This is a genomic window from Planktothrix mougeotii LEGE 06226 (assembly GCF_015207485.1).
Classification (GTDB): domain Bacteria; phylum Cyanobacteriota; class Cyanobacteriia; order Cyanobacteriales; family Microcoleaceae; genus Planktothrix.
On the sequence record NZ_JADEWU010000018.1, the window covers coordinates 61,874 to 88,767 of the forward strand.

Below are 26,894 nucleotides of genomic sequence, written 5' to 3' on the forward strand. Positions count from 1 at the left end.
TAGACTTTATCGCCAATTAATGAGACACTAATCATCAACGGTTAACGTCTGATTAGGTTAACCAACCCGTTTTTAGCTGCGAGTCATTATGCCCAGAACGCCTGATGAATATGTCGTACACCTCATGATTGAGGGGGGTCATCGAGAAGAAATTAAGTTTCCCACAATGCAAGAGTTTCAAGTGTGGTACAACAAAGTTTTACTGCCCAAGTTTGATAGTAGTGAATTTGTCAATGTTCCCATCAAACACCGGGCAGAAGATACCACGTCTAAAGAATATATGGTTGTTCGTCCCAGTGCCATTAAAGCCATTCGGGTCGAACCTGTTTTCAATTCTAGTATTGACCGCCGCATGGTTGATGAACCCGATATTTAAGTAGTAAGCCCTTCAGGGCTTCTTAACTCTTTCGTTCTTTTGGCTCAAGCCCTAAAGGGCTTACTATAAACAGTGAATAGTGAACAGTCAGTACAAGTCATTGGAATTGATTTAGGGGGGACGGCGATTAAATTGGGACGTTTCGCCGCCGATGGGACTTGTTATGAATCCTTAACCGTTCCCACACCCCAACCTGCGACACCAGAAGCTGTTTTAGCAACATTGGTTGAGGCAATAGCACAAATTAGAGAAAATGTCAATAGTATTCGAGCGATTGGTTTGGGAACACCGGGCCCTGTGGATGGGACGGGGAAAATTGCCAAAGTGGCGATTAATTTAGCGGGATGGCAGGATGTTCCGTTGGGTTGGGTATTAGAAGAAAAAACGGGTTTACCTGTGATTTTAGCCAATGATGCCAACTGTGCGGGGTTAGGGGAAGCGTGGTTAGGGGCGGGGCGACGGTTTCAAAATTTAATTTTATTAACATTAGGAACAGGCGTTGGCGGGGCGATTATTTTAAATGGGGAATTATTTGTTGGACATCAAGGAGCGGCGGGAGAGTTAGGGTTAATTAGTATTAATTTTGATGGCCCGATTTGTAATAGTGGAAATCGAGGTTCATTAGAACAATATACTTCTGTACAAGGGATTCGTCGAGATACGGGATTAGAACCCGCAGAATTAGCGAAAAAAGCTGTAACGGGAGATAAAAAAGCCTTAGAATATTGGCAACAATACGGTAAATTATTAGGAATAGGATTAGCGAATTTAATTTATGTCTTAACCCCAGAAGCGATTATTTTAGGCGGGGGAATTAGTGCGGGGGCGGATTTATTTTTACCTTCTTTAAAAGCAGAATTAGAAGAACGAGTTTTATTAATTTGTAGAGAGGGGTTAGAAATATTAATTGCGGAATTAGGAAATCAAGCGGGAATGATAGGGGCGGCAAAATTAGCGTTTCAGAAGTTTGTTAAGATTGAGGATCAAATTGAATAGCCCTGATTTTCTAACTTTTTTAAATTATAAATAGTTAACACATTCAATTAATGTGTGCTAAAATCTGCTATAGAGTAAAATTATTTTAGCCATTTTACTAGATTTTACAGAATGGGAGTCCCTGTATGGCTATTGATAAGGATAGAAATAAACTACAAGCTTTAAAGCGTAATGAAGCAATAATAATAGCTTTAAACGATATTATTGATAAAATCCCTAATATTGTTCCGTTTAAAACAGGTTTACAAGACAATCTTGACAATCTGCGTTCTGTGATGTTAGGGCTGCGACCTCCAAGAATTATGGTAATTGGGCGGTGTAAATCTGGTAAATCATCTTTAATTAATGCGATTTGTGGTTTAAAAGTAGCCGAAGTTAGTGATACAAAGCCAGAAACAGGTAAGGCTGAATGGAAGGACTATTATCACGATGGGATTGATTTATTGCATCTGTTGGATACAAGAGGTTTACAAGATGCTCAAGCTCCAATACAGGATGATTCAGCTACAACAGCCTATGACAGTATTATACAAGCGATTCATCAAAAATGCCCAGATGTAATCCTTTTCGTCTGTAAAGCAACTGAAGTTCACAGTGCTAGTCAAGAAGACCTCAATATTTGTGAATCAATTATCAAAGAGATTAAGAAAAAATATAAACGCGAGTTACCCATTATTGGAGTGTTAAGTAAATGTGACGAATTAGATCCTCCTAAAGTTTGGTTACCAACGGACAATGAAACAAAAAATCAGAATATTCAAGAAGAAGTCACAAATTTTTACGGTTATTTGCAAACAAGAGAAAACTTGCGTCCTCATGTCAAGGGTGTTATTCCAACTGTTGCTTATGCTAAATATGAAGAGGGAAAAAATGGTTTAATACTTCCTGACACAGATGAGCGTTGGAATATCAACAAATTAACAGAAAAAATGATTGAATATACCCCACAAGAAACAAGGGGATCTTTAGCTCGGATGGCACATTTTCAAGAATTTCAACTTAGCATTGCCAGAACTGTTGTTACTGCTTGTATAGCTCTTTCTGGTATTGTTTCCGCAAACCCCATTCCAGGTTCTGCAATTCTACCCGTTGCAACTATTCAAACTTTTATGGTTATGTATATTGGTTGGCTAAGTGGTCGTGAGTTTTCAGAACAAACAGTTAAAGACTTTGTTGTTACTGCGGGGGTAGGTATTGGTGCAAATGCAGGAATGATTGGTATTGCTGATATTGGCTTGAAGTTTGTGCCAGGTTTAGGTAGTGTGCTTTCTGCTGGTGCAGGTGCAATTGCTACAAAAGGTTTAGGAGATACTGCGATCGCATATTTCTTAAAAGACGCGAAACAAGGCGAAGCGTTATAATTGAAATCTACTAAACCGCTTGTTAAACTTCAGTAAAACTATTACACTATGAAATTAATCGCCATTCAATAAACATCTTAGTAATTACCCATAACCCCTGTTCAGGACGAATTTCACAACGAATAGGCGTAGAATCATAATTTGTCAGGGGAATTCCTAAAAACGATGTCTTTGATTGGGTATCAATAATTGCAGAAACTACATCGTTACGATTTTCGATAATACTATAAACATTAATCGACAAGCAAGGAGATAATAAAGGTAAACTATCAAAAACTCGTTTTAGGCTACTAAGGTATTCTTGCTTAGTAGAAACTCCATTCAAATCTCCTCGATAATTATCTGAGAGAGTAAAACCAAGTTTGATAATATTTTTTGTATCATAAGCCTCTTTAAACCGCTTAAATAACAACAGCGCATTATCAGGAAGATGGGGTGGATTAGCTTGTTTTTCATGCCACATCCGAATCCAATTATAACCTTGAATTGCGGTTGGAATTAAAGTAATAGGATCTACCATTTGAAATCTTTTACTCCCTTTAACTTAAGTAAATTTCAACATCTTACTCATATCGTGACTTCTTTAAGGGCATCACGGCTAAATTCAATCTTCCAAACCATCTAACGCCCTCATAAACTCTTCTTCGGATACCCAATCATTGGACTGTTCAGCTTTTTTGAGTTTGGACACAAAACCCGGAATAGATTGTAAATAAAGTGTTTCTTGCAAACTTTTCCAGTCTTCTTTAGAAACTAAAACAGCATCACCCTTTTGACTGGTAATCATTCTAGGTAAATGATCTTGATTGACCTGTTCAAGCAAATTTAATAAATTAGCTTTAGCCTCAGTTGCACTTAGAATTTCCATTCAACCTCTCTCAATCTATAAAATTAATTCTACCCAATCTTACTCATATAGCAATCTGTGTAGGGTTTGTGATAAAAACCTGTAGGGGTTTGGAAACCAAACCCTCTTTGCGCCTGGGTTTGGAAACCAAACCCCTACGATAAAATATTACAACCTATTTAGGATTACTATATCGTGATTTTTTAGACTTGATCACTTCAATTATATTATCTTGTCTTTACCATCAATCACTACGACAGCTTAACCAATTCTCGGTCTTGATGCTGAAATTCTTGATACAAAGACTCTGCTATTGATTGATAGAGTTTTCTCGTATCAGCACTATTACGTTTGAATACTCGAAATAGAGTTAATATAAAACGCTATGATCAGGATTGGCGTTAAGTGTCAGGTCTTGGGGATGAGACACCCGAATATTCCCCAAGGTAGAAACCCACTTTAGGAAATAGGAAGAAACGGAAAAGAAAAGTCTACACTAGGAAAAAGCGTTATTGTTCTGCATCGGGTTAATCTTATGTCAGAAACTCAAAAATCCATTGCCCAACACTACCATGAACGCACGAAATATGACCCAGAAACCCTAGCCTTAAAAAGTCAAACCTTGGACTGGGAAAAACAGCCCATTCCCTTTAAAGAGTATAAAATTGGTAAAGTCTTTGACCTCAAACCCTACTTGAAGAGCGTTGAGGAAGCCACCTCTAGTGACCCTAAAACCCGACTTTGGCAACGTTTATCCCATTTGTTGCTGCATAGTTATGGTTTAACAGCCAAACTCCCTACTATGGGAGGTGTCCATTATCTTAGGGCTGCTCCCTCGGCGGGTGGGTTATATCCAGCCGAAATTTATTTAATTTCTAAGGGAACTGCAATTTTAGCTCCGGGTTTATATCATTATCAACCTCAAACCCATGCTTTAGTTCAATTTTGGGAAGATCAAGTTTGGCACGATTTACGCGATGCTTGTTTTTGGCATCCGGTATTAGAAAATACCCATTTAGCCCTGGTGACAACGGCGGTTTTTTATCGTTCTTTCTGGCGTTATCAAGATCGGGCTTATCGGCGGATTTGTTTAGATACGGGTCATTTATTAGGCAATCTTGAATTAATGGCAGCGATGAATGATTATCGACCCCATTTAATTGGAGGATTTGCCGATGATATTCTGAACCAATTGTTATATTTAGATCCTGAAGTGGAAGGATCAACCGCAGTTTTAGCGTTAGCAAATCTCCTGGAAATTGACGAAAATTTACCTTGTTTAAGAACAGCTTTACCTTCGGAAACTCAAATAGATTACCCTAATCTTACCGATGGAGAACTATTAGCTTATTTGCATCAAGCGACTAAATTAAAAACGGATTCTTCTGGAAGTCAAGGTTGGAAACTGCTTGAAACAGATGGAATTTTAGAAGATAAATATAATTTTCCATTTTGTACCAAGGTAGCAACGGTAACAAGTTCTATTGACTGGGGAAAAAATTTATCGGGTTTAGAAAGAATCATGGTAAAACGACGATCTACACGGGCTTATAATGGGTCAGAATTGATGTTAAATGAACTCTTAGCCCTTTTAGATTTTACCTATCAACCTTACCATTATATTCATCAAGGGTTAGATGGTTCTCCCGATTATTTTGATCTCAGTTTAATTGAAACATTTATTGCTGTTTCTGGAGTCAATGGTTTAGAGGATGGATGTTATTATTATGCTCCCAAAGCTCAAGAGTTAAGGCAAATTCGGTTTAAAAATTTTCGTCGGGAGTTGTACTATTTGTGTTTACAACAAGATTTGGGACGAGATGCAGCAGCCGTTTTATTCCATACGGCTGATTTGAAAAAAGCGATCGCTAACTACGGAGATCGAGTGTATCGTTATTTACATTTAGATGCGGGTCATCTAGGACAACGTTTGAACTTGGCTGCCATTTATTTACGTTTGGGGGTCAGTGGAATTGGTGGATTTTTCGATAATCAAGTTAATGAAGTTCTCGGTATTCCTACGGATGAAGCTGTGCTTTATATTACAACATTAGGAAGACCCAGGTAGGTGCGAGAGGGGTGTTGACCGTTAACTGTTAACTCCCCCTATCTCTTCCTCTCCTAACTCCTGTTATACTTGCTGAGTGAGGGCGCAGCGATCGCAAAGTCCGAAAAACTCTAGGGTATGGTAATAAATTTTAAACTTGTGGGATTGTTGAAGTTGAGTTTCTAGGTGGTGAACAGGACATTCATCGAGGGGGATAGAACGTCCACACTCAACACAGGTGAGATGATGTTCATCTTGCTGTATACAACTGTAAACTGCCTCTCCTGTAGTTAAGGTGCGGACATTAATTAACCCTTCCCGTTTTAACGCATCCAAAGAGCGATAAACCGTTGCTAACCCCATCGTTTGGTTTGTTTTACGCAACTCTAAATAAAGCTCTTGAGCAGAAACGGAGCGCTTTAGGGTTTTGAGTTCGGTGAGAATTCGGTCTTGACTGCGGGTGCGACGAGGTTTCATTATCACTCAATAGCAGGGAACAAGGAACAGGGGATAGGAAAAAGTGACTAGCCACCCGATCAATTATTTGTAGCCAATATTCAAGGATAGAATATCAGCTTGCTCTGGGCTATTATATTAGGATACAACACTACAACCCGCGTACAATGAAGGGTGTACACTCTGTACACAACACCGGGCAATAGTGCAGTGGTAGCACGCTTGCTTGGGGATAGGGGTTAACAGGTTTATTATCAAATCGGGATGACAGGATTTGAACCTGCGACCCCCTCGTCCCGAACGAGGTGCGCTACCAAGCTGCGCTACATCCCGGTGTCTTAACAAGACATTATTAGGTAGTATAACACATAAAATATCAGTTACGATCAATCAAGATGTAAGTTAATTAGGAAAAGGTAGCGCGTGGTTGTCAAGCCAGACTGGTTGCGAGTTAAGGCCCCTCAATGGGAGCGCGTTGGAAACGTTAAAGGAATTTTGCGGGATCTCGGCTTAAACACCGTTTGTGAAGAAGCCTCCTGTCCAAATATTGGAGAATGCTTCAACGCCGGAACTGCCACTTTTTTAATTATGGGGCCAGCTTGTACCCGTGCCTGTCCCTACTGTGATATTGATTTTGAGAAAAAACCCCAACCCCTTGACTCGACTGAACCCGAACGATTAGCGGAAGCAGTACGACGCATGAACTTGAATCATGTGGTGATCACGTCTGTTAACCGGGATGACCTCAGCGATGGCGGTGCGTCTCAATTTGTCCGGTGTATTGAAGAAGTGCGTGCTGTCTCTCCCCAAACCACCATTGAAGTATTAATTCCTGATTTGTGTGGGAATTGGGACGCTTTGGAACTGATTTTACAAGCCAAGCCGGAAGTTCTCAACCACAATACCGAAACCATCAAACGGCTGTATCGTCGGGTTCGTCCCCAAGGAGATTATCAGCGCAGTTTGGAATTATTAAAGCGATCGCGACAACTCACCCCAGAGGTTTATACCAAATCAGGAATTATGGTGGGACTGGGTGAAACCGATGCAGAAGTTCGAGAAACCATGCAGGACTTACGGACTGTTGATTGTGATATCTTAACCTTGGGTCAATACCTACAACCGAGTCCTAAACATTTGCCCCTAGTGGAGTTTATTCCGCCAGAACAATTTAAGGCTTGGCGAGAGTTTGGCGAGTCTATTGGGTTTCTGCAAGTTGTTGCGTCTCCCTTAACCCGCAGTTCCTACCATGCAGAACAAGTTCGAGGGTTAATGGAAGAATATCCCCGTTAGTTTAAGTTTCGATAATATTAGGTAGAGACGGAATATTTCACATCTCTACCTAAAAATCTCTTCTATACCCTTTATCTGTTTTCTCTGAGTTATCCTAAATATGGCTTTCTTTCGTCAATATATTGCCCCGTTGATTGTTGTTTTAATATTTCTCTTCGCTCTGTTTGTCGTCAGTGCGAGAATTTTCCTCCCAGAAGATATGATGGCTCCTGCACCCATCAGTACCATTCTAAGTTCTCCGATATTAACTCAATCTTTTGTTAATTATCCCCGTGTCTGAGGTTCTAATTCCGGGTTACAGTCTGCGTCAGGGGTCACGGTTGGATCGGGCGTTATTACTTAAGTTTGTCTATCGTACCTATAAGGAACAGTTTCCTAACCAGGATTTAAGTCATCTGACCCAAACCGTTGAGCAGTATTTCTCCGCTCAAACCCCCTTATGGTGGGTAGAGCAATTACATCCTGATGGTTCAATCTCCGCACCTGTGGGGTGTTTGTGGTTAGGGAATGCCATTGATCAGGCAGATGGAGAACGCACAGCCCATATTTTTCTATTGTATGTGGCTCCAGAACACCGCAAACAGGGAATTGGTTCGGCGTTAGTGGTGCGAGGGGAAGAGTGGGCCTTGCTACGGGGCGATCGCAAAATTAGCCTGCAAGTCTTCACCAACAACCAACCCGCCCTCAACCTCTATGAAAAACTCGGCTATCAACCTCAATCTTTGTTGATGCAGAAGATGCTTTAAATAGGTTGTGACCTTCTTTGCGCTCTGGTGATCCCTTCCCTTGGGAGTAATTGCATCAACGATTACAAATTGTTGTAAATTAATGATATGGAGGATGAAGAACTGAGCGTAATCAATACCCAAGACCCGTTAGAGAGTCCTTTGGATCAGTTGGATGATGGCGAAGTGGCCAAACCCGATCCAGAGGAAATGTTGCTGTTGTTAAGATCACCGGAATCCCAAGGGCGGATGATCGCAGCACGGGCATTTTGCGAAATTCAGGACAGGCGTGCGATTCCTGATTTGATTAATTTATTACAGGATGCTTGCCCCCTCGTGCGGGTGAGTGTCGCCTATGCTTTAGGGCGTAACTCTAATTCTCAAGCCGTTGAAGCTTTAATTGAACAACTCAACCGCGACTGGAATGGTTATGTCCGTAAAGGCATTGTTTGGGCCTTGGGAACCTGTGGCGATCGCAGAGCCTTAGAACCCTTACTAGATGCCCTAAAAACTGATATTCCGGCGGTACGCTTGTGGGCGGCGAGTTCTCTCGGTCAAATGGCGAAAGTCGGTTATGAGATTGTGATCCGAGCTATTCCCCCCATGATTGAAGCGATGCGTCAAGACCCCATCGCGGCGGTTAGAAGTAATTGTGCTTGGGCGTTAGGACAATTATGTCGAGAACTGCCTTCCAATGTTGTTTATGCTGTGGCGATTGATGCCTTAATTGAAGCGTTGGAAGAAGATGCAGATATGGGGGTTAAAGATGATGCTAAATCCTCTTTATTAAGAGTCGGTGATCCGCGAGGATTACAAATTATTGAAGACTTAGAAATGGACGGTTTATTATAGTTTGTCTTGGGGATGAGGTTGTTTTATCTAAAAATAAAGAGGAATTTGAGGTGATGCCGATGGCACTTAAATTATCTCAAATTCCTAATATTTATTTGACAAGGTATTTCTTAAGTCACTGAAGAAATTTTAGGTCTGTATGTAGGTTTTAATGGGGTGATCTCCTCAGTGACAGCACCATAATCATGAAGGGTTTCTTGGAATATTTCTAAAATCCGATCGCATTTTGCATCCCAATCAAAATAATGCTGTTTCACCCGTTTTATTCCGGCTTGACCCATTTGAAACCGCAATTCGGGGGAGTTGGCTAACCGCAGCATCCCATCGGCTAACCCTTGAATAAACCCTGCTTTAGAACAGGGGTCTACGAGAATTCCACAACTAGAGTCTACTGTTTTAGCTGGCCCAGCCCAATTGGCAACAATAACAGGTAACGCAGATGCCATCGCTTCTAATACCACATTTCCTCCCGCTTCTCGTACCGCAGGCAATACAAAAATATCACACTCACGGATAAAAGTAGCCATCTGTTCCCGTTTCATCCAACCGTGAAAATGAACCTGATTTTGAAGGTTTAATTGTTCGACTTGGGCTTGTAATTGAGGTCGTAATATTCCATCTCCAACCAATTCTAAAACAGCAGGAGTTTGTTCGGATACAATTTTAAAGGCTTCGAGTAAAAATTGTACTCCTTTCCAGTCTACAAATCGTCCCATATAAATAAAGCGAATGGGTTGATTTGAATCAGGCTGAGTATAGGTTTTGGGTTTCCAAATCTCTAAATCGACTCCACATTCAATGACTTCATAAATTTTGCCTTTGCAACCTTTTGGTAAAGCAGCTTTAGTTTGGGAATTGGCGACAATGATAGTATCAGCTTTTAGTTTTCCTGGCAATAATTGATGAATAAACTCAGAATACTTTTTGATCAACTCAACGGTTGTCCGGGTTTTTGACCCATCCATGTATTGAAAGGCGGGAGGAAAATCTAACCCTCCTGATAATGGCCCAATCACAACAGGTACACCTAAATCGTACAAGCAACTAATGCCTTTTGGGGTAATCGGAGAGGGTTCAAATACAAGGTTAATGTTGTGTTCTTGAATGATTTGCTTGGCTAGTTTTCTAGCTCGAAGTTGAGTATTCAGGCGGATCAATTGTTCTATCATTCCCACTTGAATACGAGGAGGTAAGTGTTGAGTTATTTTCCAAAGATTACTTTGCAAAGGACTATCTTCAATAAATCGGATTCTTTTAAACTCTGCTTCTGTCAACTCTTCCTGAAGTTCTTCGCGAACTCGTGCATGACAAATAATATGCACATCAACATTCCGTTCCTGCAAAAGTTGCAAATAATACAGATTTTTTCCGGCTTCACCACCCATTTTCCGCGATATATTATCTGCGACTAGCAAAAGGCGTAATTGATTTAAGTCGCGGGTTTTGAGGGTATTCATAATTATTCCTAAGATAGGGTTGCAAGGTTTTACAAAATGTAAAAACTTTCATTATATCTAATAATAGATAAAGCTATTTTCCCTCTATCATTAGATATAAATGAGAAAATAATTCAATACAATAAATCTATCTAAAGGCATAGATTGAATCAGTAAATGTCTTGCTTGATTAAGCGATCTAAACAAATTTGATGAGAAGAATTTAGCAGAGAAAGCCATGCTAATAACACAACTCCCAAGGTTCCTAATGCTGTTGCTGAGGCGATCGCAAAGATAATAATAATCTGATATCGTACTGCATCTAATGGACTTGCTCCTGCTAAAATTTGCCCCGTCATCATACCCGGTAAACTGACAATTCCCATCACCATCATCGAATTAATCATCGGGATCATTCCAGTTCTAACCGCCGCTTGAACTTCTTCATGGGTTGCTTCCCAACGAGTTGCGCCTAATGCTAATAAAGTTTCAATTTTTTGACGTTGATTAACTAAAGATTCCATGAATCGATCTAATCCTAAAGAAATTCCTGTCAAGGTATTTCCTAATACCATTCCTAAGAGGGGAATAAAGTATTGAGGATCATACCAAGGTTGAACTTGAATAATGCCAAAGGTTGTTAAATTAGTCATCAAAAATGAGGAAATAAAAACCGATAATAAACTTCGCCAATAAATTCCGGCAAATCTGCGAGAGGTACGATTTACACTGGAAATTCCGGCGATAGTGGTCATCACCATTGCTAAGGCAATAATCGGGACGGGATGGGATAAGGTAAATAACCAATTTAAGACATATCCAATTAATAATAACTGCACCACCATTCGCACACTAGCAATCACTAAGGTTCGCCCTAGACCTAATCGCAGTCCTAACGATAGGACAATATTAATCAGAATAAATAAAACCGATAAGGCTAATTGTTCTAAACTAATTGGAATATAAGAACTAGACATTTTAGGAAAAATGAAATATAATTAATGAACAGAAACTAATTCTTGTTGAACTTGAGTAACCCGATGCAATTGTTTAGAATCATGGCTTGTCCAAATACAAGCGCGTTCAGGGTTTTCAGTTAACCAGCGTTGAATTAAGGACTCGACTTGTTCAGTTGTTCTGGGGTCTAAAGATGCCGTTGGTTCATCCAATAATAACACTAATGGATCAAGTTGTAAGGCGCGAATTAAAGCCACCAGTTGAGTTTCACCCCCTGACAAATTTTGAGCAGATTGTTGGAGAAAATTAGGCGATCGCCCAATATCTAAAAGCCAATTATCTACCCGTTGATAATTATAAGATTTTTGTCGATGAACGGATAGGGTATAAACGCTTTTTAAGTTGGTTTCGACAGTTCCTTCTAATAGAATAGGACGTTGATGCAGATAAATCACAAAAGAACGATATTCAGGCATATAACATTGGTTTAAAGGGCGATTTCCCAGTTTAATTTCACCTTCATCAACAGGATCTAACCCCGCTAATGTCCTTAATAAGAGTGTTTTTCCGGTTCCTGTCGCCCCGACTAAACCTAAAGAAACGCCAGGGGATAAAGCCAAATTAACCCCTCGCCAAACCCATCGAGAGTTAATTTTACGACCGAGGTTGATTGCTGATAATTGACTCATGTTCTGTAACTAAAAATTAAACAGATATTTATGGAAAAACCCAGACTAAAACGGGAATTTGGAAAGCTAGATGTTAAACTCTTAACTAGATCCACCCTAATTGCCCCTACAAACCCGTTAAAACGGGTTAATGAAAAATGATCTGAGTCATCTAAAGATGAAGTAGAGACGCGCCATGGCACGTCTCTACAGCCCGAAATGCGCGTTCAGGGCATTATGACTATCTATAGAGTCAACATTTACACGGCTAAAAATTGTTGAATCACTTCTTGACTTAAATCTTTTGTAGCACCCGAAGCGACTATTCCGCCTTTTTGCATGGCATAATAACGGTCAGCTTGGCGGACAAAATGTAAGTGTTGTTCCACTAATAAAACTGAAATTCCCGTTGTTTCGATAATATGTCTAACTGCGGCTTCAATTTCTAAAATAATAGAAGGTTGAATCCCTTCTGTCGGTTCATCTAACACTAATAATTGGGGTCTTCCCATTAACGCCCTTGCAATCGCTAACTGTTGTTGTTGTCCGCCACTTAAATCTCCCCCCATCCGAGATAACATGGTTTTTAAAACGGGGAATAACGTAAAAATTTCTTCGGGAATTTCAGGTTTTCCTTTGCGTCCGCCTGGTAAAGCTTCTAACCCTAATAATAAATTTTCTTTCACTGTCACACGGGGAATGACTTCCCGTCCTTGGGGTACATAACCAATGCCTAATCTAGCCCGTTTATCCGTTGAAACTTTATTCAGGGGTTTTCCTTGAAAATAAATCTCCCCGGTTTTAGGTTTGAGTAACCCCATAATACTTTTTAAAAGGGTGGTTTTGCCCACACCATTCCGTCCAATTAAACACACCATTTCTCCAGGCGCAACGCTTAAATCCACATCCCGTAAAATATGGCTTTCCCCATAATAAACATTGACTCCAGACACCTGTAACATCAGATTAGGGGGTGCAATAGATTCCATCACCGCCCCTTGTGTTCCTCCGATCATTTTGAAATTCTCCTGATTGATTAAACTTAAAACTTTATCTAACGATGAAGTAGATGAAAAAACTTGAAAGTTATTATATCGGATCATCCCCAATACTCAGAAGTTGAGTCCGTTATTTTTCTGGCAAATTAAGCTTTAACTAGAAAATTAATAAGCGGAGAATCTGATCGCTTCATCCGTCTAGCCTACTGAATCAAGCCCTCATTCAATAGCTTACCTAGAGGGTTGGAAAACCCAACCCCTACAATCAAATATTACAACCTATTGGGAAATGCTATATCGACTAAGAAGCCTCTAGTATTAACATTTTTTTGTCATACCAACTCTCTAATAACGTGCTATGGAAAATCCGAATGAACTGTTTGGCCAAGCTGTAAAATATTGGGATTTAGAAACCTTTTCCAATTAATAGTGTATTTCCCGAAAAAAGTATTGTGAATATTGCGACTGTTAATGTTGAACGAGATCAAATTGTATTCCAAATTAATCTGCGGCTTCCTACATCAGAATTTACCGAATTATCCAATAATTTAGAAAATGAGGAAAAAGAAAATAATTAATATTTGAAAATTTGACCAACTTTAGCTGAAGTAAAACTAATATGAAATTCCGAAAAGAATGCTACAAATCCCCGCCCTGTAGAGACTAAGCATGGCTAGTCTCTACAGGGGACTCGTTCTCCAGCACCCGAAACCTGACACCCGAAACCCATTAATGATGAATTTCTAAACTTAAAACATAACGACCCATTTGAACATTTTCTGACCAAAGTTCGTATTCTAAACGCATATATTCCGGTAGAGGATGTCCGACTAATTCTAATTGACGGGTAAAATTCCGCAGACGGAGTTGACTTGCCATTGCCTGTAAATCCGTTTGCAGATAATATCGACTTAAGCCATACATCCCCTGTTGCCAGAGGTGACGATAACTGTATTTTCCCTGACCCTGCATAGTCATCACCGCCCGATAGGGAGAAACCTCTAACCATAATAAACGGGGTTTCTGGGCAGGAATAATCCTCTGTGGGGAAGAAGAATCAGACTCCCATTCCGCTAATGCAGGTTCATGTAACAATAAATGAAACTGATCTCGATCCTTTTGATACAGGGTTGCCGATCCTTCCACTAAAGAACGAATAGGCAAGTCTATCGATACTAACGACAGACTCACGGGTACACGATAGTGTGTTAACATAAGTCATCTCATATAGGATAAAATTCTCGATGTTTCTAATTGGGTTAGAGTCGAGAAAGCGGTAGGATAACTAAGGCAATCCTTACCTTATCTCAAATCATAAAATGCAAGGGACTATCGTAACAACTGAAAATACAGAAACTGAGCAAATATTAACAATACAACCCCCAAAATCGGGCTTATCGTTACAAGGACGAATTCGCATTCCTGGGGATAAGTCCATTTCCCATCGAGCCTTAATGTTAGGAGCCTTAGCAAAGGGTGTTACCACCATTGAAGGCTTATTGTTAGGGGCTGACCCCCGCAGTACCGCCCACTGTTTTACTTGCTTAGGGGCGGAAATTTCCGAGTTAAATTCAGAACGGGTAGAAGTTAAAGGCATTGGACTGGGTAATCTTCAAGAACCCACTGAAGTTTTAGATGCGGGAAATTCCGGTACAACCCTACGGTTAATGTTAGGAATTCTCGCTTCCCACCCTGGAAAATTTTTTACTGTTACCGGGGATAATTCCTTAGTCCGTCGTCCCATGTCCCGTGTCACGAAACCCTTACAACAGATGGGGGCTAATATTTGGGGTCGTCAAGGGGGGTCTTATGCGCCTTTAGCGGTTCAAGGTCAAGCTTTACGTCCCATTCATTATTTTTCCCCCATTGCTTCGGCCCAGGTGAAATCCTGTATTCTATTAGCTGCGTTAATGACGGAGGGGGAAACAATAGTAACAGAACCCGCTCTTTCACGGGATCATAGTGAACGAATGTTAAGAGCTTTTGGGGCTAATTTAACCGTTGAACCTGATACTTTTAGTGTAATTGTTAATGGGCCAGCAGAACTGCACGGTCAGCACGTTGTCGTTCCGGGGGATATTAGTTCGGCGGCGTTTTGGTTAGTGGCGGCGGCAATTATTCCGGGGTCAGAATTAGTAGTAGAAAATGTCGGAGTCAACCCCACTCGCACAGGAATATTAGAAGCTTTAGAAAGAATGGGGGCGGATTTACAATTAGAAAATCAACGGGTGGTTGCGGGGGAACCTGTGGCGGATATTCGAGTTAAATATAGTACGTTAAAAGCGTGTGAAATTGGCGGAGATATTATTCCTAGATTAATTGATGAAATCCCAATTTTAGCCGTGGCTGCGGCGTTTGCAGAGGGGAAAACGATTATTCGAGATGCGGAAGAATTACGGGTAAAAGAAAGCGATCGCATTACCGTAATGGCAACTCAAATGAGCCAACTGGGTGCGAAGATTACTGAACGTCCCGACGGCTTAGAAATTACCGGAGGTTTCCCGTTAACGGGAACAGAAGTTGATAGCGATACGGATCATCGAATTGCCATGAGTTTAGCAATTGCTGGTTTAACGGCTCAAGGAAAAACCACCATTCACCGAGCGGAAGCCGCAGGAATTTCTTATCCCAATTTTGTGGCAACCTTAAGCCAAATTTGTACCGTTTAAAATCAATAGTTTTAAGACTTGAGAAACCGGGTTTCTAGTTCTTATCTATAGGTGAAGATCAAGATTTTCCTTCAGAAACCTGGTTTCTATACCCCGTTAATATTTGAGTAGAGTTTTGGGATTGAATTACTGATGATCTTAGCCAGTAATGAGGTACAAATTTTGAACAGAGTTATATAATAAGGGAGTAGAATGTTATCTAACAATAGATAAAATCGTTATAAGCTAAATATGTTAACTCAATACATTCAGGCTGCGATGAAGCAAGCTCGGTATGAAATTTTTGCTGATGACGGAACTTTCTATGGAGAGATTCCTACCTGTGAAGGAGTCTATGCAAATGCTGAAACCCTTGAAGCGTGCCGAGAAGAATTGCAAGAGGTATTGGAAGATTGGATTTTACTGAGTCTTACCCTGAATCTTCCTTTACCTGTCCTTTTATGTTAAAAGAAAACCTTCGTGTCACTATACCTAATCCCCATCAAGGTGATATCAGTACCAACTTTTTAGCTAAAATTTTGCGACAGGCTAAAGTTGATATTAATGATTGGGAAAATTTGTAAATGGGAAAATCTACTAGCAGCTAAGTGAAAACGTGAGGCTAAAGCATAATTTTTTTGATAGATCATAATCTAATGGACAGACGATTAAAACATCAAACTTCCAACGGTTCAGGAAAAACAATTGTTTTAGCAACCTTTGGGTCTTTAGGAGATTTATATCCCTATATGGCACTGGCTCAAGAATTGCAAAATCGAGGGTATTCCGCCCGCATTGCTACCTGTGAACAATATCAAAAAACCATTGAAACAGCCGGAATAGAGTTTTGTCTCCTCAGACCCAATGGTTTGCCCCAAGAGCCCGGAGAGATAGAATTTTTATCGATGATGATGGACTCCCAACGGGGGATGGAATACATTATCAATTATTTATTAATGCCCTATTTACGCACCAGTTATTCTGACTTAATCAATGCAGTACAAGGAGCAGATTTACTCTTAACCCATCCCTTAACATTAGTCGCCTCTTTAGTTGCTGAAAAAACAGAAATTCCCTGGGTTTCTACAATTTTATCTCCCAGTGTTTTGATGTCTGCCTATGATGTCCCCCCGGAAAAAAGCACTCAATCTTGCTATGAAAAAGCAATGGCCGTAGTGGCTAGGGATTCTTTGCTGCGTCTGTTTCGCTGCAATATGCGACTTTGGAGTGCGCCTTTGGAACAATTGCAGGAAGAATTAGGGTTAGAAGCCAGATTTGATCCTTTGTTTGAAGGACAATTTGCACCTCTGGTGTTGGGTTTATTTTCCCAAACCTTTGCCAGTGTCCAACCTGATTGGCCCCCACAAACTCAGATTACGGGTTTTCCGTTTTACCGTCAAAATTCTGAGTCGGGGTTATCCCCAGAACTCCAACAGTTTTTGCACGCTGGGCCACCTCCGATTATATTTACCTTGGGGTCAACGGCTGTTTTAACTCCAGGGAATTTTTATGAACAGGGGATGATAGCCGCCCAAAAGTTAGGATATCGGGCTGTTTTGATGATGGGAAAAGCGGCACACCAATTGAACGCCTTGGGTTTACCGCCAGGAGTCATCGCCATTGACTACTCACCCCATGCCGATATTTTTCCATTCGCCGCAGCCATTATCCATCATGGGGGTATGGGAACAACGGCAGAAGCCTTACGAGCAGGGCATCCGATGTTAGTCATTCCTTATCATTATGATCAACCCGACAATGCAACACGAGTTGTACAAATGGGGGTTGGACGAACATTAGACCGCAATCTTTATCAAGCGTCTACGGTTTTAGCAGAACTGAAAATGTTATTAGGTGATCCAAGTTATGCTACCCGTGTGGCTGAAGTCAGCACTTATATCCAAGCTGAACAGGGAAACTGTAAAGCCGTTGATGTCCTGGAAACCTATTTTAATTCGCGTTAATAGGTGTCGGGTGTGTGGAACAGGCATCTTGCCTGTTCAATTGGGTGTTAGGGGAATAGATTTGAGAAATCAACAATATTATTGTTATATTCCATCCTTAAATGTATGCTACACATCTCCCCCCTTTTTAAGCCAGGGCTGTTTCATTTTCTCCCAAAATTTGTATGACCTCTCCCCCTAACCCTCTCTCCTGCAAGGAGAGGGGGACTAATTATTACTATTAAACATCAAAAATTATTAATTACTCCCCCTTCCCTAATAGGGAAGGGGGTTGGGGGGTTAGGTCACAGAGGTTTTTGAGAGAAAATGAAAACCCCCTGCTTTTTAAGGGGAGTTGGGGGGATCGTCTGTAGCGTTCATAATGGGATTTCATATTAGCTAAACCCGACACCCGATTTAACAGGCAAGATGCCTGTTCCACACGTTTACTGCACATATTCTGCATAAACAAATCCTTGACCTATTAATTGGGTTTGGTTAATTTTTAGGCGGGTTTCAACGGGCCCTGAGAGTTCTTCAATAAAAGTATATTGACGGGATTGATTATCAGGAACAATCAGTTCTAGGGTAGCATCAAAGTTAAGATTTAAAAACAAATGATCCTGTTCATCTTCAGCTTCAATTTGTAAACTTTGGGGCATTTTTAAGACGCGATCGCTAAATAAAGATGCCATAACTCCGGGTAAACGTAAAGGTTGATAGGGAACCGTTGACCACTGCCAATTTAGGCGTAATGTTTCCCCTAAAAAGATTTTACTTAACTGATGATTTTGATAAATAAAAATATAAGGTAAACCGCCTTGAGTATGGGTTTTATTTGTTCTCCAGTCTAAGATTAGGGTCAGGGGAATTTTAGTTTCAGTTTGGGCAAAAATTACAAACCATTCCCAACCGATATCTTCTCCCCAACGAAAACGGCCAAAATTGCGATCGTGATAACATAACCAATCAGAATTTAAGTTAAATTGAGTTTCACCAATGTCGAATTTGCCTAAAACTTCTAAGCCAGGAATTAACCCCCAACCGATAAAACCACTGCCAAATTTAGCATCTTCAGTCACTAATAAAGGAGTGGCTTTAACCTGGGTTTGAAACTCAATAGAAAGTTGCGATCGCTTATCCTGAACTTGAATTTTTGCTTGTTCTCCCTGAATTTGTAAGTGAACTCCTTTTGCTTGAATTTCTAAGGGTTGAGAACAAACATCATTAGCTTTCCAAGGAATAGCAACAGTCGTAGCAAAGGTCGCTATTAAATCCTTTGTTTGTAGGGAAGGGGGTAATAAAGCATTGGGACTATTAATAATCAAACTGACTTGAATTTCTCCCCGTTGGGGTCTACCCATAAGGGTGATATTCACTAGAATTCGCATCCCGGTTTCAGGATGAATCAGAATATAATGATACCAATCTTTCCAATCTAAAGAAGATGCTGGATTATCTAAAGGAATTCGCAAAGATTCAATCTGGTTAATCAATGAAAGATCTAAAGTCATCGTTGTAAAGATAGATTAGAATTAAGAATATCTTCTGAGGGAGTTTTAACAATTGTTGGTTGTAGGGAAATAATAGGCGATATCTCGGCTAAAGTCTGAATAAATGCTGAAATTCTAGGTGAGATTAAAGCCAGTCCTAGAATCAGATCAAGGAACCATTTTTCAACATCCATGCCATTTTTTTGAATTAAGGTTTCTGTTAAGGTATGATAATTCACAAGATTAGGCAAGGGCTGAGAATTTAAACTCCATAACCATTTTTCCCAAAAATAAACTAATCCTTGGGTTTCTAAGGTTCCTCCGGTATCAGTATGAAAGGCTGATGCGGCTTGATGGCTGACGATTAACCATCGGGGAAATTGTGCAGAAGCTAAAGCCAGAATCCCATTTTTGAAAAATCGGGTACGTTGCAGTTTAGAACTCAATTCTATTCCCAGTTTTTCTGTTGAATACTGATTTCCTTGAGCAGCAATCATGAAAAGCAATTCTACCACCAGCCAACGAGCAGGTAAGATATCAAAACTTGATAATCCTGTGATTAAAGTGATATCTTTTTCCGGTGTAATTATGGGAGTTTCCTGATTATTTTTCGGGTTAATAAACGGCAATAACTCTACCCCAAAAGCCGGATTTTTTGGCAGTTTTGAAGTTTGAGAAATCAAGGTTTCTAATTGCTCAGAAAAAGACGGATTAATTTGTTTTAAGCCTAGAATAATATTAGAAAACCAGCGTTCTGTTTGGTTGTTTTGTTGAGAAATCCAGTGGGAAGGGAACAGGGGAGACATTAAAATAGTTTCTGGATTTTTTTCATGTTCTAAATCGGTTGATCCTAAACTGTATAACCACTGTTCCCAAAGTTCTAATACAAATTTTTGACCTAAATAGGTTTGAATTGTAGATAAAGTTATGAGCATCCATTGAGGAATACCACCCGAATTAAATGCTGTTACACCTTGTTTAAAAAAGACTGTTTTTTCAAGGTCTTGAAGGGTTTTATTTCCTGGTTTGGTTTGAGAATAATCATCTCCAATGATTGCTAAAAGGGTTAAGATTTCAACGATTAACCAACGAGAAGGGATTGTATCTAAATCCATTAATCTTGATGTAAATTTACCCATTATACTTGTTTTTTGAGGGGAAAGATGAGTTGAGGGTAGAAGATTTTGATCAGAAAAAGGAAAGGTCACTTTGAGAGACTTTTCAATTGAGTTAGCTGGTGATCGGGTTTCAGAACTGGGTTGAGGGGATACCAAAGTAATTAGAATTGGAATCGCTTCTGCTTCTATCCCTGGAAATCTTAACCCGATTTTTACCGAATTTTGATCAGAAATAGTTTCAGGAATTTGGAAGGTTAAAATTAGGTTTTCCGCTTTTTTGGGCAATAAATAAAGATAGGCTGGATTGACTTGATAATAACAAGATACAACTTGTTGGCTATCGGTGAATCCATCTTCTAAAATTGGACGAATTAATAAAGTTTCTGAGCGCTCATTACAACAGGATAACTTCAGAATCACGGTTAATCCCGGTTGACCTTCAATTAAAATCGGGAAATCGGAAGTGGGTTTTAAATCTAAATTCATTATGATAATATCCTCTTTTTAGTAAATTATAAATTGCGATAAATTACATAATTAATCAATTCTTTTAAAAATCGTCGGTCATGATATTCGGAAATAAATTTTTCCTCTGAACGTAAGGGGGTTTCAGCCTCCAGGAAATCAAGAGTTTCAAATAGTTCTGCGGATTGTTTTGCATAAGAACGAGCTAAACACCAACCATGATCTATACTGCCATACTTTTGCATTAATTTCAAAATAAATTCAATTTGATCGGAAGTTTTATCTTCTCTGGGAGTTGCTAATATTTTAAGAATTTTTTTGGATTCTCCGGGATTACTATGACTAATAACATGATTTAACATCACTGTTCGTTTTCCCTCATAAATATCTCCCCCAATTTCTTTTCCATAAGCTTCCATTTCTCCAATTAAATTTAACAGATCATCTTGAATTTGAAAAGCAATTCCTAGGAGCATTCCAAATCGAGTTAAATCAGCTAAAGGCTTGACTAATGCGCTGGCGTTAGCATTAGGATTTCCGACAATAAACCCAATCCGGCAAGGAGTCATGAAGGAATACCAACAGGTTTTTTTTACGCACATGGTAAAATAATCTTGATCTGTTAAATTGGCAGTATTATCAGCTACCCAATCTAACTCCATTGCCTGTCCTTCAACGGATTGTTGTGCCATGACTTCAATTTCATGGAGAATATTTAAGGTTTTTGTAACTCCCAAGGATGATAAATTTTCTAATAATAAACCCACCGCTAAAACATTGGTCGCATCTCCAACATTAATCGCACGAGGAATTCCAATTCGAGAATGTAAGGTTTCTTTTCCTCGTCGAGATTCCGAGCCATCTTCAATATCATCATGAATCAAAAAAGCATTATGATAAAGTTCTAAGGCGGCAGCCGTTGCTAAGGCAGATTGTCCTATTCCTCCAACGGCACGAGCGACACTAATACAAATTGTGGGTCTAAGCATTTTTCCCACTCGAAAGGGATAGTCGGTTAATAAATCATATAAAGGCTCATAGGCACCTGTACCTTGACGTTTGCTATTGACAAACTCTTGAATTTTACTGACAATAGCAGAACGGGAATTTTGTAAGGCTTCATTAATAATCGTTTTATCAAACATGGGTTCTTACTCACTCGTTGCTATTTGAATAGCTAATAGGGATTACTGGGGTTTAACTCGATTAATTTTTATGCTATGTTGGTCTTAGATTTCGGTTTAAATAAAATTCATTTTTAACTCCTAAAGAGGGTTGATTTTGTGAGAGAACGTCAGCAACAATTAAAGGAATGGTTAGAGGAATTAGTCTGCCAAATTCGCACTCAGGGAGGGTCAACTTGGGATCACTTTGTCCTAGCGGTTTCAGACAAATCCGCCCTCATTGAACTCGACGGCATTCCTTTACAATTGCAGGCCCATGGGGGTGAACCATTACAAGTTGAAATTGAACCCATTACGAGGGAGGAAGGAACCTCGCCTCTACAATACGATTTTCGCAGTGATGCTGAAACCTTAAGGGCGATTATTCAGGGGAAGTTATCGTTAGATGCTGCCGTTGTTCGGGGGCAAATTTATGTTCAAGGAACATTATCAGATTTAACGGCAATTTATGGAGTTGTGATGAATCTTTTTGCGGACAGTGCCATTCATCCAGAGTTACAAGATTTATGGAACAAGTTTGATGAAATTTGGTTACTTACCTCTGTTTCTCCTATTCCTGCTACCCTAGAACAACAACATCCTGCCTACGGTTATTTAATTGAAAATATACCAGAAGATGTGCTGCGAGTTTCTCTGAAATAGAGAAATATTGGGTAGAGTAACAGGGGTGTTGATGGTTAACCGTCAAGACTTGAAACCTGAACCTAATTTTAGGGAATGAGTGCAGTACAAGTGATGCTGATATTTCCTGTATTATCTTTATAGCCATCAGTATAGCCCTCAGAAATAGGAACGTCATTGACAACAAAGGCAATCGTTTGACTGGGTTTTAAGACTAAAGTAATTTCGCTTCCTAATTCACCTAAAACCGTTTTAGTTTCAACATCAACGACTAACAAAGCAAAGGAAGTATTGTTTGGATATTTCATCTGATTTTGATATTCAAAACCGGGCCATCCTCCGGGGGGTAACTCACCCCAACTCGCGGGTTTCCAGGCTCCTGTGGCAGAAATTTTGAATGAAACTTCCTGAGCAAAAGTATTAGTAAAGTTCACTCCCGCTTGTGAGCAGAGGTCAGCCTCAAAAGTTTGGGTTTTGGGTATAGGCGTGACAGGATTCTCATTCTTAATAATTATCCCATCTAAACCTTTCCCGGTTAAATCAGGAACTTTATTATCGGAAAGATTACTAAACCGCCAATATCCCACTAAATTAGGTTCTTTTCCAGTTAATTCTTGATTGATGGTTTCCTGAATTTGCTGTTGAGTACGAGCCACATCCCAAATGCGAACTTCATCCATATATCCATTGAATTCACAAAATACAAGATTTTTCCCATCTTTTGACTTTTTGACTAGCGCTCCCAGTCGCAATATATTAGAAGTTGCAGGGGTCTGGGGTTTAAGTGGATTATAGTGGGTGTTCGTGAAATTATAAGTTTGCAGGAGTTCGCCATTGATATAGAAACAGGAAATTTGGGATTTCTGGTCATACGTCCCTGCAAAATGTGTCCAAACATTGAGGGGTAAAGGGGTTTTTACAAACAGTGGATAACGCTCGGTCAAAGTATCGACTTGAAAGATCATCTGTAAGCCGGTGGCTGCATTATATTCCCCAAGGGTATATCCTAACTCTTGCGGTTCGGTCGTGCTGATGAGGGGAAGGGTCGCCGCCGAATATTTATACTTTTCTATTTGTAAAACCCAAAGTTCAACGGTTAAATTAGGTGGGGTTAATTCGTTTTTAAAGGGAATATCCGCATAGTCTTTATTGCCATCAAATCGAAATAGAGGACTTTTGGGATTGTGAGTGATCATAATAATATAAACTCCAACGATATTAAGTTCAATTGAGTTAACACAGACAACAATAAACCGAGATAAGAGTTGGGGAAAAGCTGAAATATAACGGGTTCCAAGAACCAACCCCTATCTAATTTTACCGATTGCTATTTCAAGGAATCTGTGCAACAGAAGTGATGCTGAGATGTCCTGTATTATCTTGATAGCCATCATTGACAGGAACGTCATTGACGACAAAGGTAATCGTTTGACTGGGTTTTAAGACTAAAGTAATTTCGTTTCCTAATTCGGCTAAAACCGTGTTAGTTTCAGCATCAACGACTAACAAAGCAAAGGAAGTATTGCTGGGATATTTCATTTGATTTTGATATTCAAAACCAGGCCATCCGGCAGGTGTACAGTCAGCCCAAGTAGACGGTTTCCAGGTTCCTGTAGCAGAGATTTTGAAGCTAACTTCCTGTTGAAAATCATTTTTAAAGGGGGTACCAGAGGCTGAGTTGATGTCAACATTAATGGTTTTTGTTTTCTCTGGCTGCGGGGTAATAAATGGTGGGTTATTAATCAATTGAGAGGTAGCATTCCCATAAATAATTCCATCTAAACCATTCCCAGTTAAATCAGGAACTTTATTCCCAGAAAGATTGCTTAAGCGCCAATATCCGACTAAATTGGGTTCCTTCCCTGTTAATGGTTTATTAAAGGTTTCTTGAATTTGTTGTTCAGTACGAACAATATTCCAGATGCGAACTTCGTCAATGTATCCTTTGAAAAAACGTCCCCGAGGCTGGGAACTCGAATTAACTAAGTGTGTTCCAATGTACAAAATCTCATCAGTGGTACTAGAAGGTCTGGTTCGATTAGTAATAGACTTATTACATACCTGCTTACCATTTATATAATAAACACAAATCTGAGAAGCTTGATCGTAAGTTCCTGCAAGATGAGTCCAAACATTGTTGAGCATAGAACGTCCCTCGGCAAAACCGGCACCATTAAAAAGGCCAAACATTAAGCGTTTGGTGTATTGAACAAACTCATATATATAAGGCCACCGAGAGACATTGGAAGAGAGAATACAGAAATCTGTTTGAGCCGTATTCAAATTTAAAACCCAAGCCTCAACTGTGAAATTGGGAGGATTCAATTTGTTTTGATGTAAAATTTCTACACAGTCATCAACACCATCAAAGCACAAGAGAGAGGTTTGAGAATTACTGGTTGTCATATCTTCAATTCCTTTTCGATAAGTTAGACTGACTTACAATCAGTGTTCCAGGGGGAAATAACAAATTAATGCTAATTTCCCCGATTAAATAATGCCTGAATTAGCGACCGACTTCTGACCAATTAACAGTTATACTGCCAACGTTATTACCGTAAGTTCCTGGGGCATCATTCATTCTGAAAATTAATGATTCGCCCGGTTTAATCGCAATGACTGTTGGGGTATAAATTTCTTGGACTATATTTGTAATGGGATTAACTGCTAACAGTGAAAAAGCTGTATTTTGAGGATGTTTCATTCCAGCTTTTGCATAACTAGCATCTCCTGCCGATGAGAAAGATGCTGTATTTTGCCCGTTTTTCCACGAACCTGATGGCGTGATATTAACGGAGGCATCACGGCTACTATTATTCATTAATGCGACGCCATCTTCCGAGTTAGCTGGAACTTCAAATTTGCCACTCGCAATGACTTGGGTGTGGGCAAAATAGGTGTTAACCAATTGAATATTGGTGAGTGTAATTCCCATAATGGTTACACCCGTCAATTTGGTATTGGTTAGGTTCGCGCCCGTCAGATTGACAAAACTTAAATCCGCATAACTTAAATCTGCATTGGTCAAATCTGCATAACTTAAATCGGCAAAGCTTAAATCAGAATGACTTAAATTGGCAAAGCTCAAATTGGCATGACTGAGGTTGGAATAAGCTAAATAAGCACACCCTAAATAGGCATGGCTGAGGTTGGCATAGCCTAAGTAGCTATAGGCAAAAAAGCTATAACCTAAGTTAGCTGCCATCAAGTCAACGCCTAACAAATTCGCTTTGTACAAATAGGAAAAGCTAAGATTAACTGACGGAAGTTTGGCATTAGCGAGGTTAGCTTCATACAGATAGCTATAGGGAAAATCCCGTTGTCCTTGAAGATACAGCCAATTTAACAAGCTGACTAAATCGTTAGTATTAGATAAGGGAAAAGGCCAGTTTGCGGCAGCAGACATCGGTTTTTACTCCTAATTATTAATGAATGGATAGACGGGAACAAAGACTTACAATTTAAGCAGGGGATTTCATATTGATTTCAATTCAATTGAAATTTTTTCTGCATAGATAGCAAAACAAAAGATCTATATTTTGGGATATATTCTGTTGTTTTGGTGTGAATAATGGGGGGATTTCTGAGTTGACTATTCTAATTCCACAGTTCCAGAACAGGGTTGAGTGGAACTTGTAGATGGGCTTGCTTTAAAAGGGGGACATTCTACTGTTCTAATGGTGAGCGATCGCATCGGATGAGTAGATTCTCCTATTATATTAAATCAAGGCGAAAATGTTGCCAACACTTTAATAAAAATAATCAATAATTGTTACAAATTTTAATTAAATTCCAGAACAATTTTATCCTGCTTCATCAAGACAATAACTCTTGTTAATACAGAATTGTACTAGAGCCTATTAACCGTTATCAATCAAGAATTATTCTTTTAAAGTGTTGCCATTGAATCTCCTGTGAAATTGAAATTTAATCCCCTCGATCTAGTTTTCTTTTATTCACAAGATAAAAGAGCGCAAAAACTAGATTAAGGTTGACCTAAGTGGCTAACCATTGAACAGTAAAAGCCCCATAATTATCCGCATAACAACCGACAACATCATTGATGCGGAAAGCAATGGTTTGTCCGGCTTTAATAACTAATTGAGTTGTCCCGGTAATTTCGGCTAAAACCGTATTGGTTTCTAGGTCAATAGCTAACAGCGCAAAGGAGGTATTTTGGGGATAAACCATATATTCTTGATAGGGAAAACCCGGAGCACCTGCGGGGGTATAGTAGGGTAGGAAATGGGCAGGTTTCCATTCTCCTGATGGGGTAAAGAAAACAGTCAGATCCCGACCATAAGTATTTGTGAAGTTATAACCAATTTCTGAGGTACTCAGCACTTCAAATTGACCGAACAGTGGAGCGGGTGGGGGTGTGGGAACTGGAGTTGGCGTGGGAGTTTTGGG

The 26,894-nt window shown here is 39.7% G+C and carries 28 protein-coding genes and 1 tRNA gene; 13 read left to right on the forward strand and 16 right to left on the reverse strand.

Annotated features, from left to right (window positions below; all coding sequences use genetic code 11):
• Window positions 1–88 precede the first annotated feature (88 nt).
• From IQ236_RS10305 to IQ236_RS10315, 3 genes are all read left to right on the forward strand, one after another.
• Window positions 89–376, forward strand: coding sequence for a hypothetical protein (locus IQ236_RS10305; RefSeq protein ID WP_193869174.1), 288 nt, complete (start codon window positions 89–91; stop codon window positions 374–376).
• 72 nt (window positions 377–448) lie between these two features.
• A complete protein-coding gene (locus IQ236_RS10310; RefSeq protein WP_193869175.1) occupies window positions 449–1,372 on the forward strand; it encodes an ROK family protein in 924 nt (307 codons plus the stop codon).
• Between the two features lie 125 nt (window positions 1,373–1,497).
• Window positions 1,498–2,733 (forward strand): GTPase family protein, encoded by a 1,236-nt coding sequence (locus tag IQ236_RS10315; RefSeq protein ID WP_193869176.1) that lies wholly within the window; start codon window positions 1,498–1,500, stop codon window positions 2,731–2,733.
• Between the two features lie 46 nt (window positions 2,734–2,779).
• On the opposite strand, the gene IQ236_RS10320 is transcribed toward IQ236_RS10315, so the two are convergent.
• On the reverse strand, window positions 2,780–3,253 hold the full coding sequence (locus IQ236_RS10320) for a hypothetical protein (protein ID WP_193869177.1): 474 nt from the start codon (window positions 3,251–3,253) through the stop codon (window positions 2,780–2,782).
• A gap of 84 nt (window positions 3,254–3,337) precedes the next feature.
• Window positions 3,338–3,601 (reverse strand): type II toxin-antitoxin system Phd/YefM family antitoxin, encoded by a 264-nt coding sequence (locus IQ236_RS10325; RefSeq protein WP_193869178.1) that lies wholly within the window; start codon window positions 3,599–3,601, stop codon window positions 3,338–3,340.
• Between the two features lie 514 nt (window positions 3,602–4,115).
• Here IQ236_RS10325 and IQ236_RS10330 point away from each other — a divergent pair.
• Window positions 4,116–5,648, forward strand: a complete 1,533-nt coding sequence (locus tag IQ236_RS10330; protein ID WP_193869179.1) for a SagB/ThcOx family dehydrogenase — start codon at window positions 4,116–4,118, stop codon at window positions 5,646–5,648.
• 63 nt (window positions 5,649–5,711) lie between these two features.
• Here the strand turns inward: IQ236_RS10330 and IQ236_RS10335 are convergent, their stop codons facing one another.
• Window positions 5,712–6,104 (reverse strand): Fur family transcriptional regulator, encoded by a 393-nt coding sequence (locus tag IQ236_RS10335; protein ID WP_193869180.1) that lies wholly within the window; start codon window positions 6,102–6,104, stop codon window positions 5,712–5,714.
• 238 nt (window positions 6,105–6,342) lie between these two features.
• Window positions 6,343–6,416, reverse strand: a tRNA-Pro gene (locus tag IQ236_RS10340).
• Between the two features lie 90 nt (window positions 6,417–6,506).
• Between IQ236_RS10340 and lipA the strand changes: the two genes are divergently transcribed.
• From lipA to IQ236_RS10360, 4 genes are all read left to right on the forward strand, one after another.
• A complete protein-coding gene (gene lipA / locus IQ236_RS10345) occupies window positions 6,507–7,376 on the forward strand; it encodes a lipoyl synthase (RefSeq protein ID WP_193869181.1) in 870 nt (289 codons plus the stop codon).
• 100 nt (window positions 7,377–7,476) lie between these two features.
• Window positions 7,477–7,656: a hypothetical protein gene (locus IQ236_RS10350; RefSeq protein WP_193869182.1), complete on the forward strand. Its 180-nt coding sequence runs from the start codon at window positions 7,477–7,479 to the stop codon at window positions 7,654–7,656.
• Window positions 7,649–8,122 (forward strand): GNAT family N-acetyltransferase, encoded by a 474-nt coding sequence (locus tag IQ236_RS10355; RefSeq protein WP_193869183.1) that lies wholly within the window; start codon window positions 7,649–7,651, stop codon window positions 8,120–8,122. The genes IQ236_RS10350 and IQ236_RS10355 overlap by 8 nt, the downstream gene beginning before the upstream one ends.
• A gap of 87 nt (window positions 8,123–8,209) precedes the next feature.
• Window positions 8,210–8,953: a HEAT repeat domain-containing protein gene (locus IQ236_RS10360; protein WP_193869184.1), complete on the forward strand. Its 744-nt coding sequence runs from the start codon at window positions 8,210–8,212 to the stop codon at window positions 8,951–8,953.
• 110 nt (window positions 8,954–9,063) lie between these two features.
• Here IQ236_RS10360 and IQ236_RS10365 read toward each other — a convergent pair whose 3' ends face one another.
• The 4 genes from IQ236_RS10365 to urtE form a co-directional block, all read right to left on the reverse strand.
• Window positions 9,064–10,410 (reverse strand): glycosyltransferase family 4 protein, encoded by a 1,347-nt coding sequence (locus tag IQ236_RS10365; protein WP_193869185.1) that lies wholly within the window; start codon window positions 10,408–10,410, stop codon window positions 9,064–9,066.
• A gap of 149 nt (window positions 10,411–10,559) precedes the next feature.
• Window positions 10,560–11,366, reverse strand: a complete 807-nt coding sequence (locus tag IQ236_RS10370) for an ABC transporter permease (RefSeq protein ID WP_193869186.1) — start codon at window positions 11,364–11,366, stop codon at window positions 10,560–10,562.
• A 21-nt stretch (window positions 11,367–11,387) separates the two neighbouring features.
• Complete coding sequence (locus IQ236_RS10375) at window positions 11,388–12,035, reverse strand: ABC transporter ATP-binding protein (RefSeq protein ID WP_193869187.1); 648 nt, start codon at window positions 12,033–12,035, stop codon at window positions 11,388–11,390.
• Between the two features lie 239 nt (window positions 12,036–12,274).
• Window positions 12,275–12,976 carry an urea ABC transporter ATP-binding subunit UrtE gene (gene urtE / locus IQ236_RS10380; RefSeq protein ID WP_193869204.1) on the reverse strand — a complete coding sequence of 234 codons (702 nt, stop codon included), beginning with the start codon at window positions 12,974–12,976 and terminating at the stop codon, window positions 12,275–12,277.
• Window positions 12,977–13,464: 488 nt separating this feature from the next.
• Here urtE and IQ236_RS28030 point away from each other — a divergent pair, with 488 nt between their 5' ends.
• On the forward strand, window positions 13,465–13,590 hold the full coding sequence (locus tag IQ236_RS28030) for a hypothetical protein (protein ID WP_265578683.1): 126 nt from the start codon (window positions 13,465–13,467) through the stop codon (window positions 13,588–13,590).
• 151 nt (window positions 13,591–13,741) lie between these two features.
• On the opposite strand, the gene IQ236_RS10385 is transcribed toward IQ236_RS28030, so the two are convergent.
• Window positions 13,742–14,227 (reverse strand): hypothetical protein, encoded by a 486-nt coding sequence (locus tag IQ236_RS10385; RefSeq protein WP_193869188.1) that lies wholly within the window; start codon window positions 14,225–14,227, stop codon window positions 13,742–13,744.
• Between the two features lie 104 nt (window positions 14,228–14,331).
• Here IQ236_RS10385 and aroA point away from each other — a divergent pair, with 104 nt between their 5' ends.
• The 3 genes from aroA to IQ236_RS10400 all read left to right on the forward strand — a co-directional run bounded on the left by aroA (window position 14,332) and on the right by IQ236_RS10400 (window position 17,624).
• Window positions 14,332–15,681: a 3-phosphoshikimate 1-carboxyvinyltransferase gene (gene aroA, locus IQ236_RS10390; RefSeq protein WP_193869189.1), complete on the forward strand. Its 1,350-nt coding sequence runs from the start codon at window positions 14,332–14,334 to the stop codon at window positions 15,679–15,681.
• 231 nt (window positions 15,682–15,912) lie between these two features.
• Entirely contained in the window at window positions 15,913–16,128 is a 216-nt protein-coding gene (locus tag IQ236_RS10395; RefSeq protein ID WP_193869190.1) for a type II toxin-antitoxin system HicB family antitoxin, read from the forward strand.
• Window positions 16,129–16,316: 188 nt separating this feature from the next.
• On the forward strand, window positions 16,317–17,624 hold the full coding sequence (locus IQ236_RS10400) for a glycosyltransferase (RefSeq protein ID WP_193869191.1): 1,308 nt from the start codon (window positions 16,317–16,319) through the stop codon (window positions 17,622–17,624).
• Between the two features lie 425 nt (window positions 17,625–18,049).
• Here the strand turns inward: IQ236_RS10400 and IQ236_RS10405 are convergent, their stop codons facing one another.
• The 3 genes from IQ236_RS10405 to IQ236_RS10415 are packed head-to-tail and all read right to left on the reverse strand — an operon-like array spanning window position 18,050 to window position 21,824.
• Entirely contained in the window at window positions 18,050–19,117 is a 1,068-nt protein-coding gene (locus IQ236_RS10405) for a hypothetical protein (protein ID WP_193869192.1), read from the reverse strand.
• Window positions 19,114–20,700: a hypothetical protein gene (locus IQ236_RS10410; protein ID WP_193869193.1), complete on the reverse strand. Its 1,587-nt coding sequence runs from the start codon at window positions 20,698–20,700 to the stop codon at window positions 19,114–19,116. Before IQ236_RS10410 ends, IQ236_RS10405 begins: the two co-directional genes overlap by 4 nt.
• A gap of 26 nt (window positions 20,701–20,726) precedes the next feature.
• Window positions 20,727–21,824, reverse strand: a complete 1,098-nt coding sequence (locus IQ236_RS10415; protein WP_193869194.1) for a polyprenyl synthetase family protein — start codon at window positions 21,822–21,824, stop codon at window positions 20,727–20,729.
• Between the two features lie 138 nt (window positions 21,825–21,962).
• Here IQ236_RS10415 and IQ236_RS10420 point away from each other — a divergent pair, with 138 nt between their 5' ends.
• Complete coding sequence (locus tag IQ236_RS10420; protein ID WP_193869195.1) at window positions 21,963–22,505, forward strand: hypothetical protein; 543 nt, start codon at window positions 21,963–21,965, stop codon at window positions 22,503–22,505.
• Window positions 22,506–22,573: 68 nt separating this feature from the next.
• On the opposite strand, the gene IQ236_RS10425 is transcribed toward IQ236_RS10420, so the two are convergent.
• From IQ236_RS10425 to IQ236_RS10440, 4 genes are all read right to left on the reverse strand, one after another.
• Window positions 22,574–23,680, reverse strand: coding sequence for a LamG domain-containing protein (locus IQ236_RS10425; protein ID WP_193869196.1), 1,107 nt, complete (start codon window positions 23,678–23,680; stop codon window positions 22,574–22,576).
• A gap of 136 nt (window positions 23,681–23,816) precedes the next feature.
• Window positions 23,817–24,890 carry a LamG domain-containing protein gene (locus IQ236_RS10430; protein ID WP_193869197.1) on the reverse strand — a complete coding sequence of 358 codons (1,074 nt, stop codon included), beginning with the start codon at window positions 24,888–24,890 and terminating at the stop codon, window positions 23,817–23,819.
• A 100-nt stretch (window positions 24,891–24,990) separates the two neighbouring features.
• Complete coding sequence (locus IQ236_RS10435) at window positions 24,991–25,890, reverse strand: LecA/PA-IL family lectin (RefSeq protein WP_193869198.1); 900 nt, start codon at window positions 25,888–25,890, stop codon at window positions 24,991–24,993.
• A 590-nt stretch (window positions 25,891–26,480) separates the two neighbouring features.
• Window positions 26,481–26,894, reverse strand: a 414-nt coding sequence (locus IQ236_RS10440; RefSeq protein WP_193869199.1) for a hypothetical protein, incomplete at its 5' end; no start/stop codon positions are given.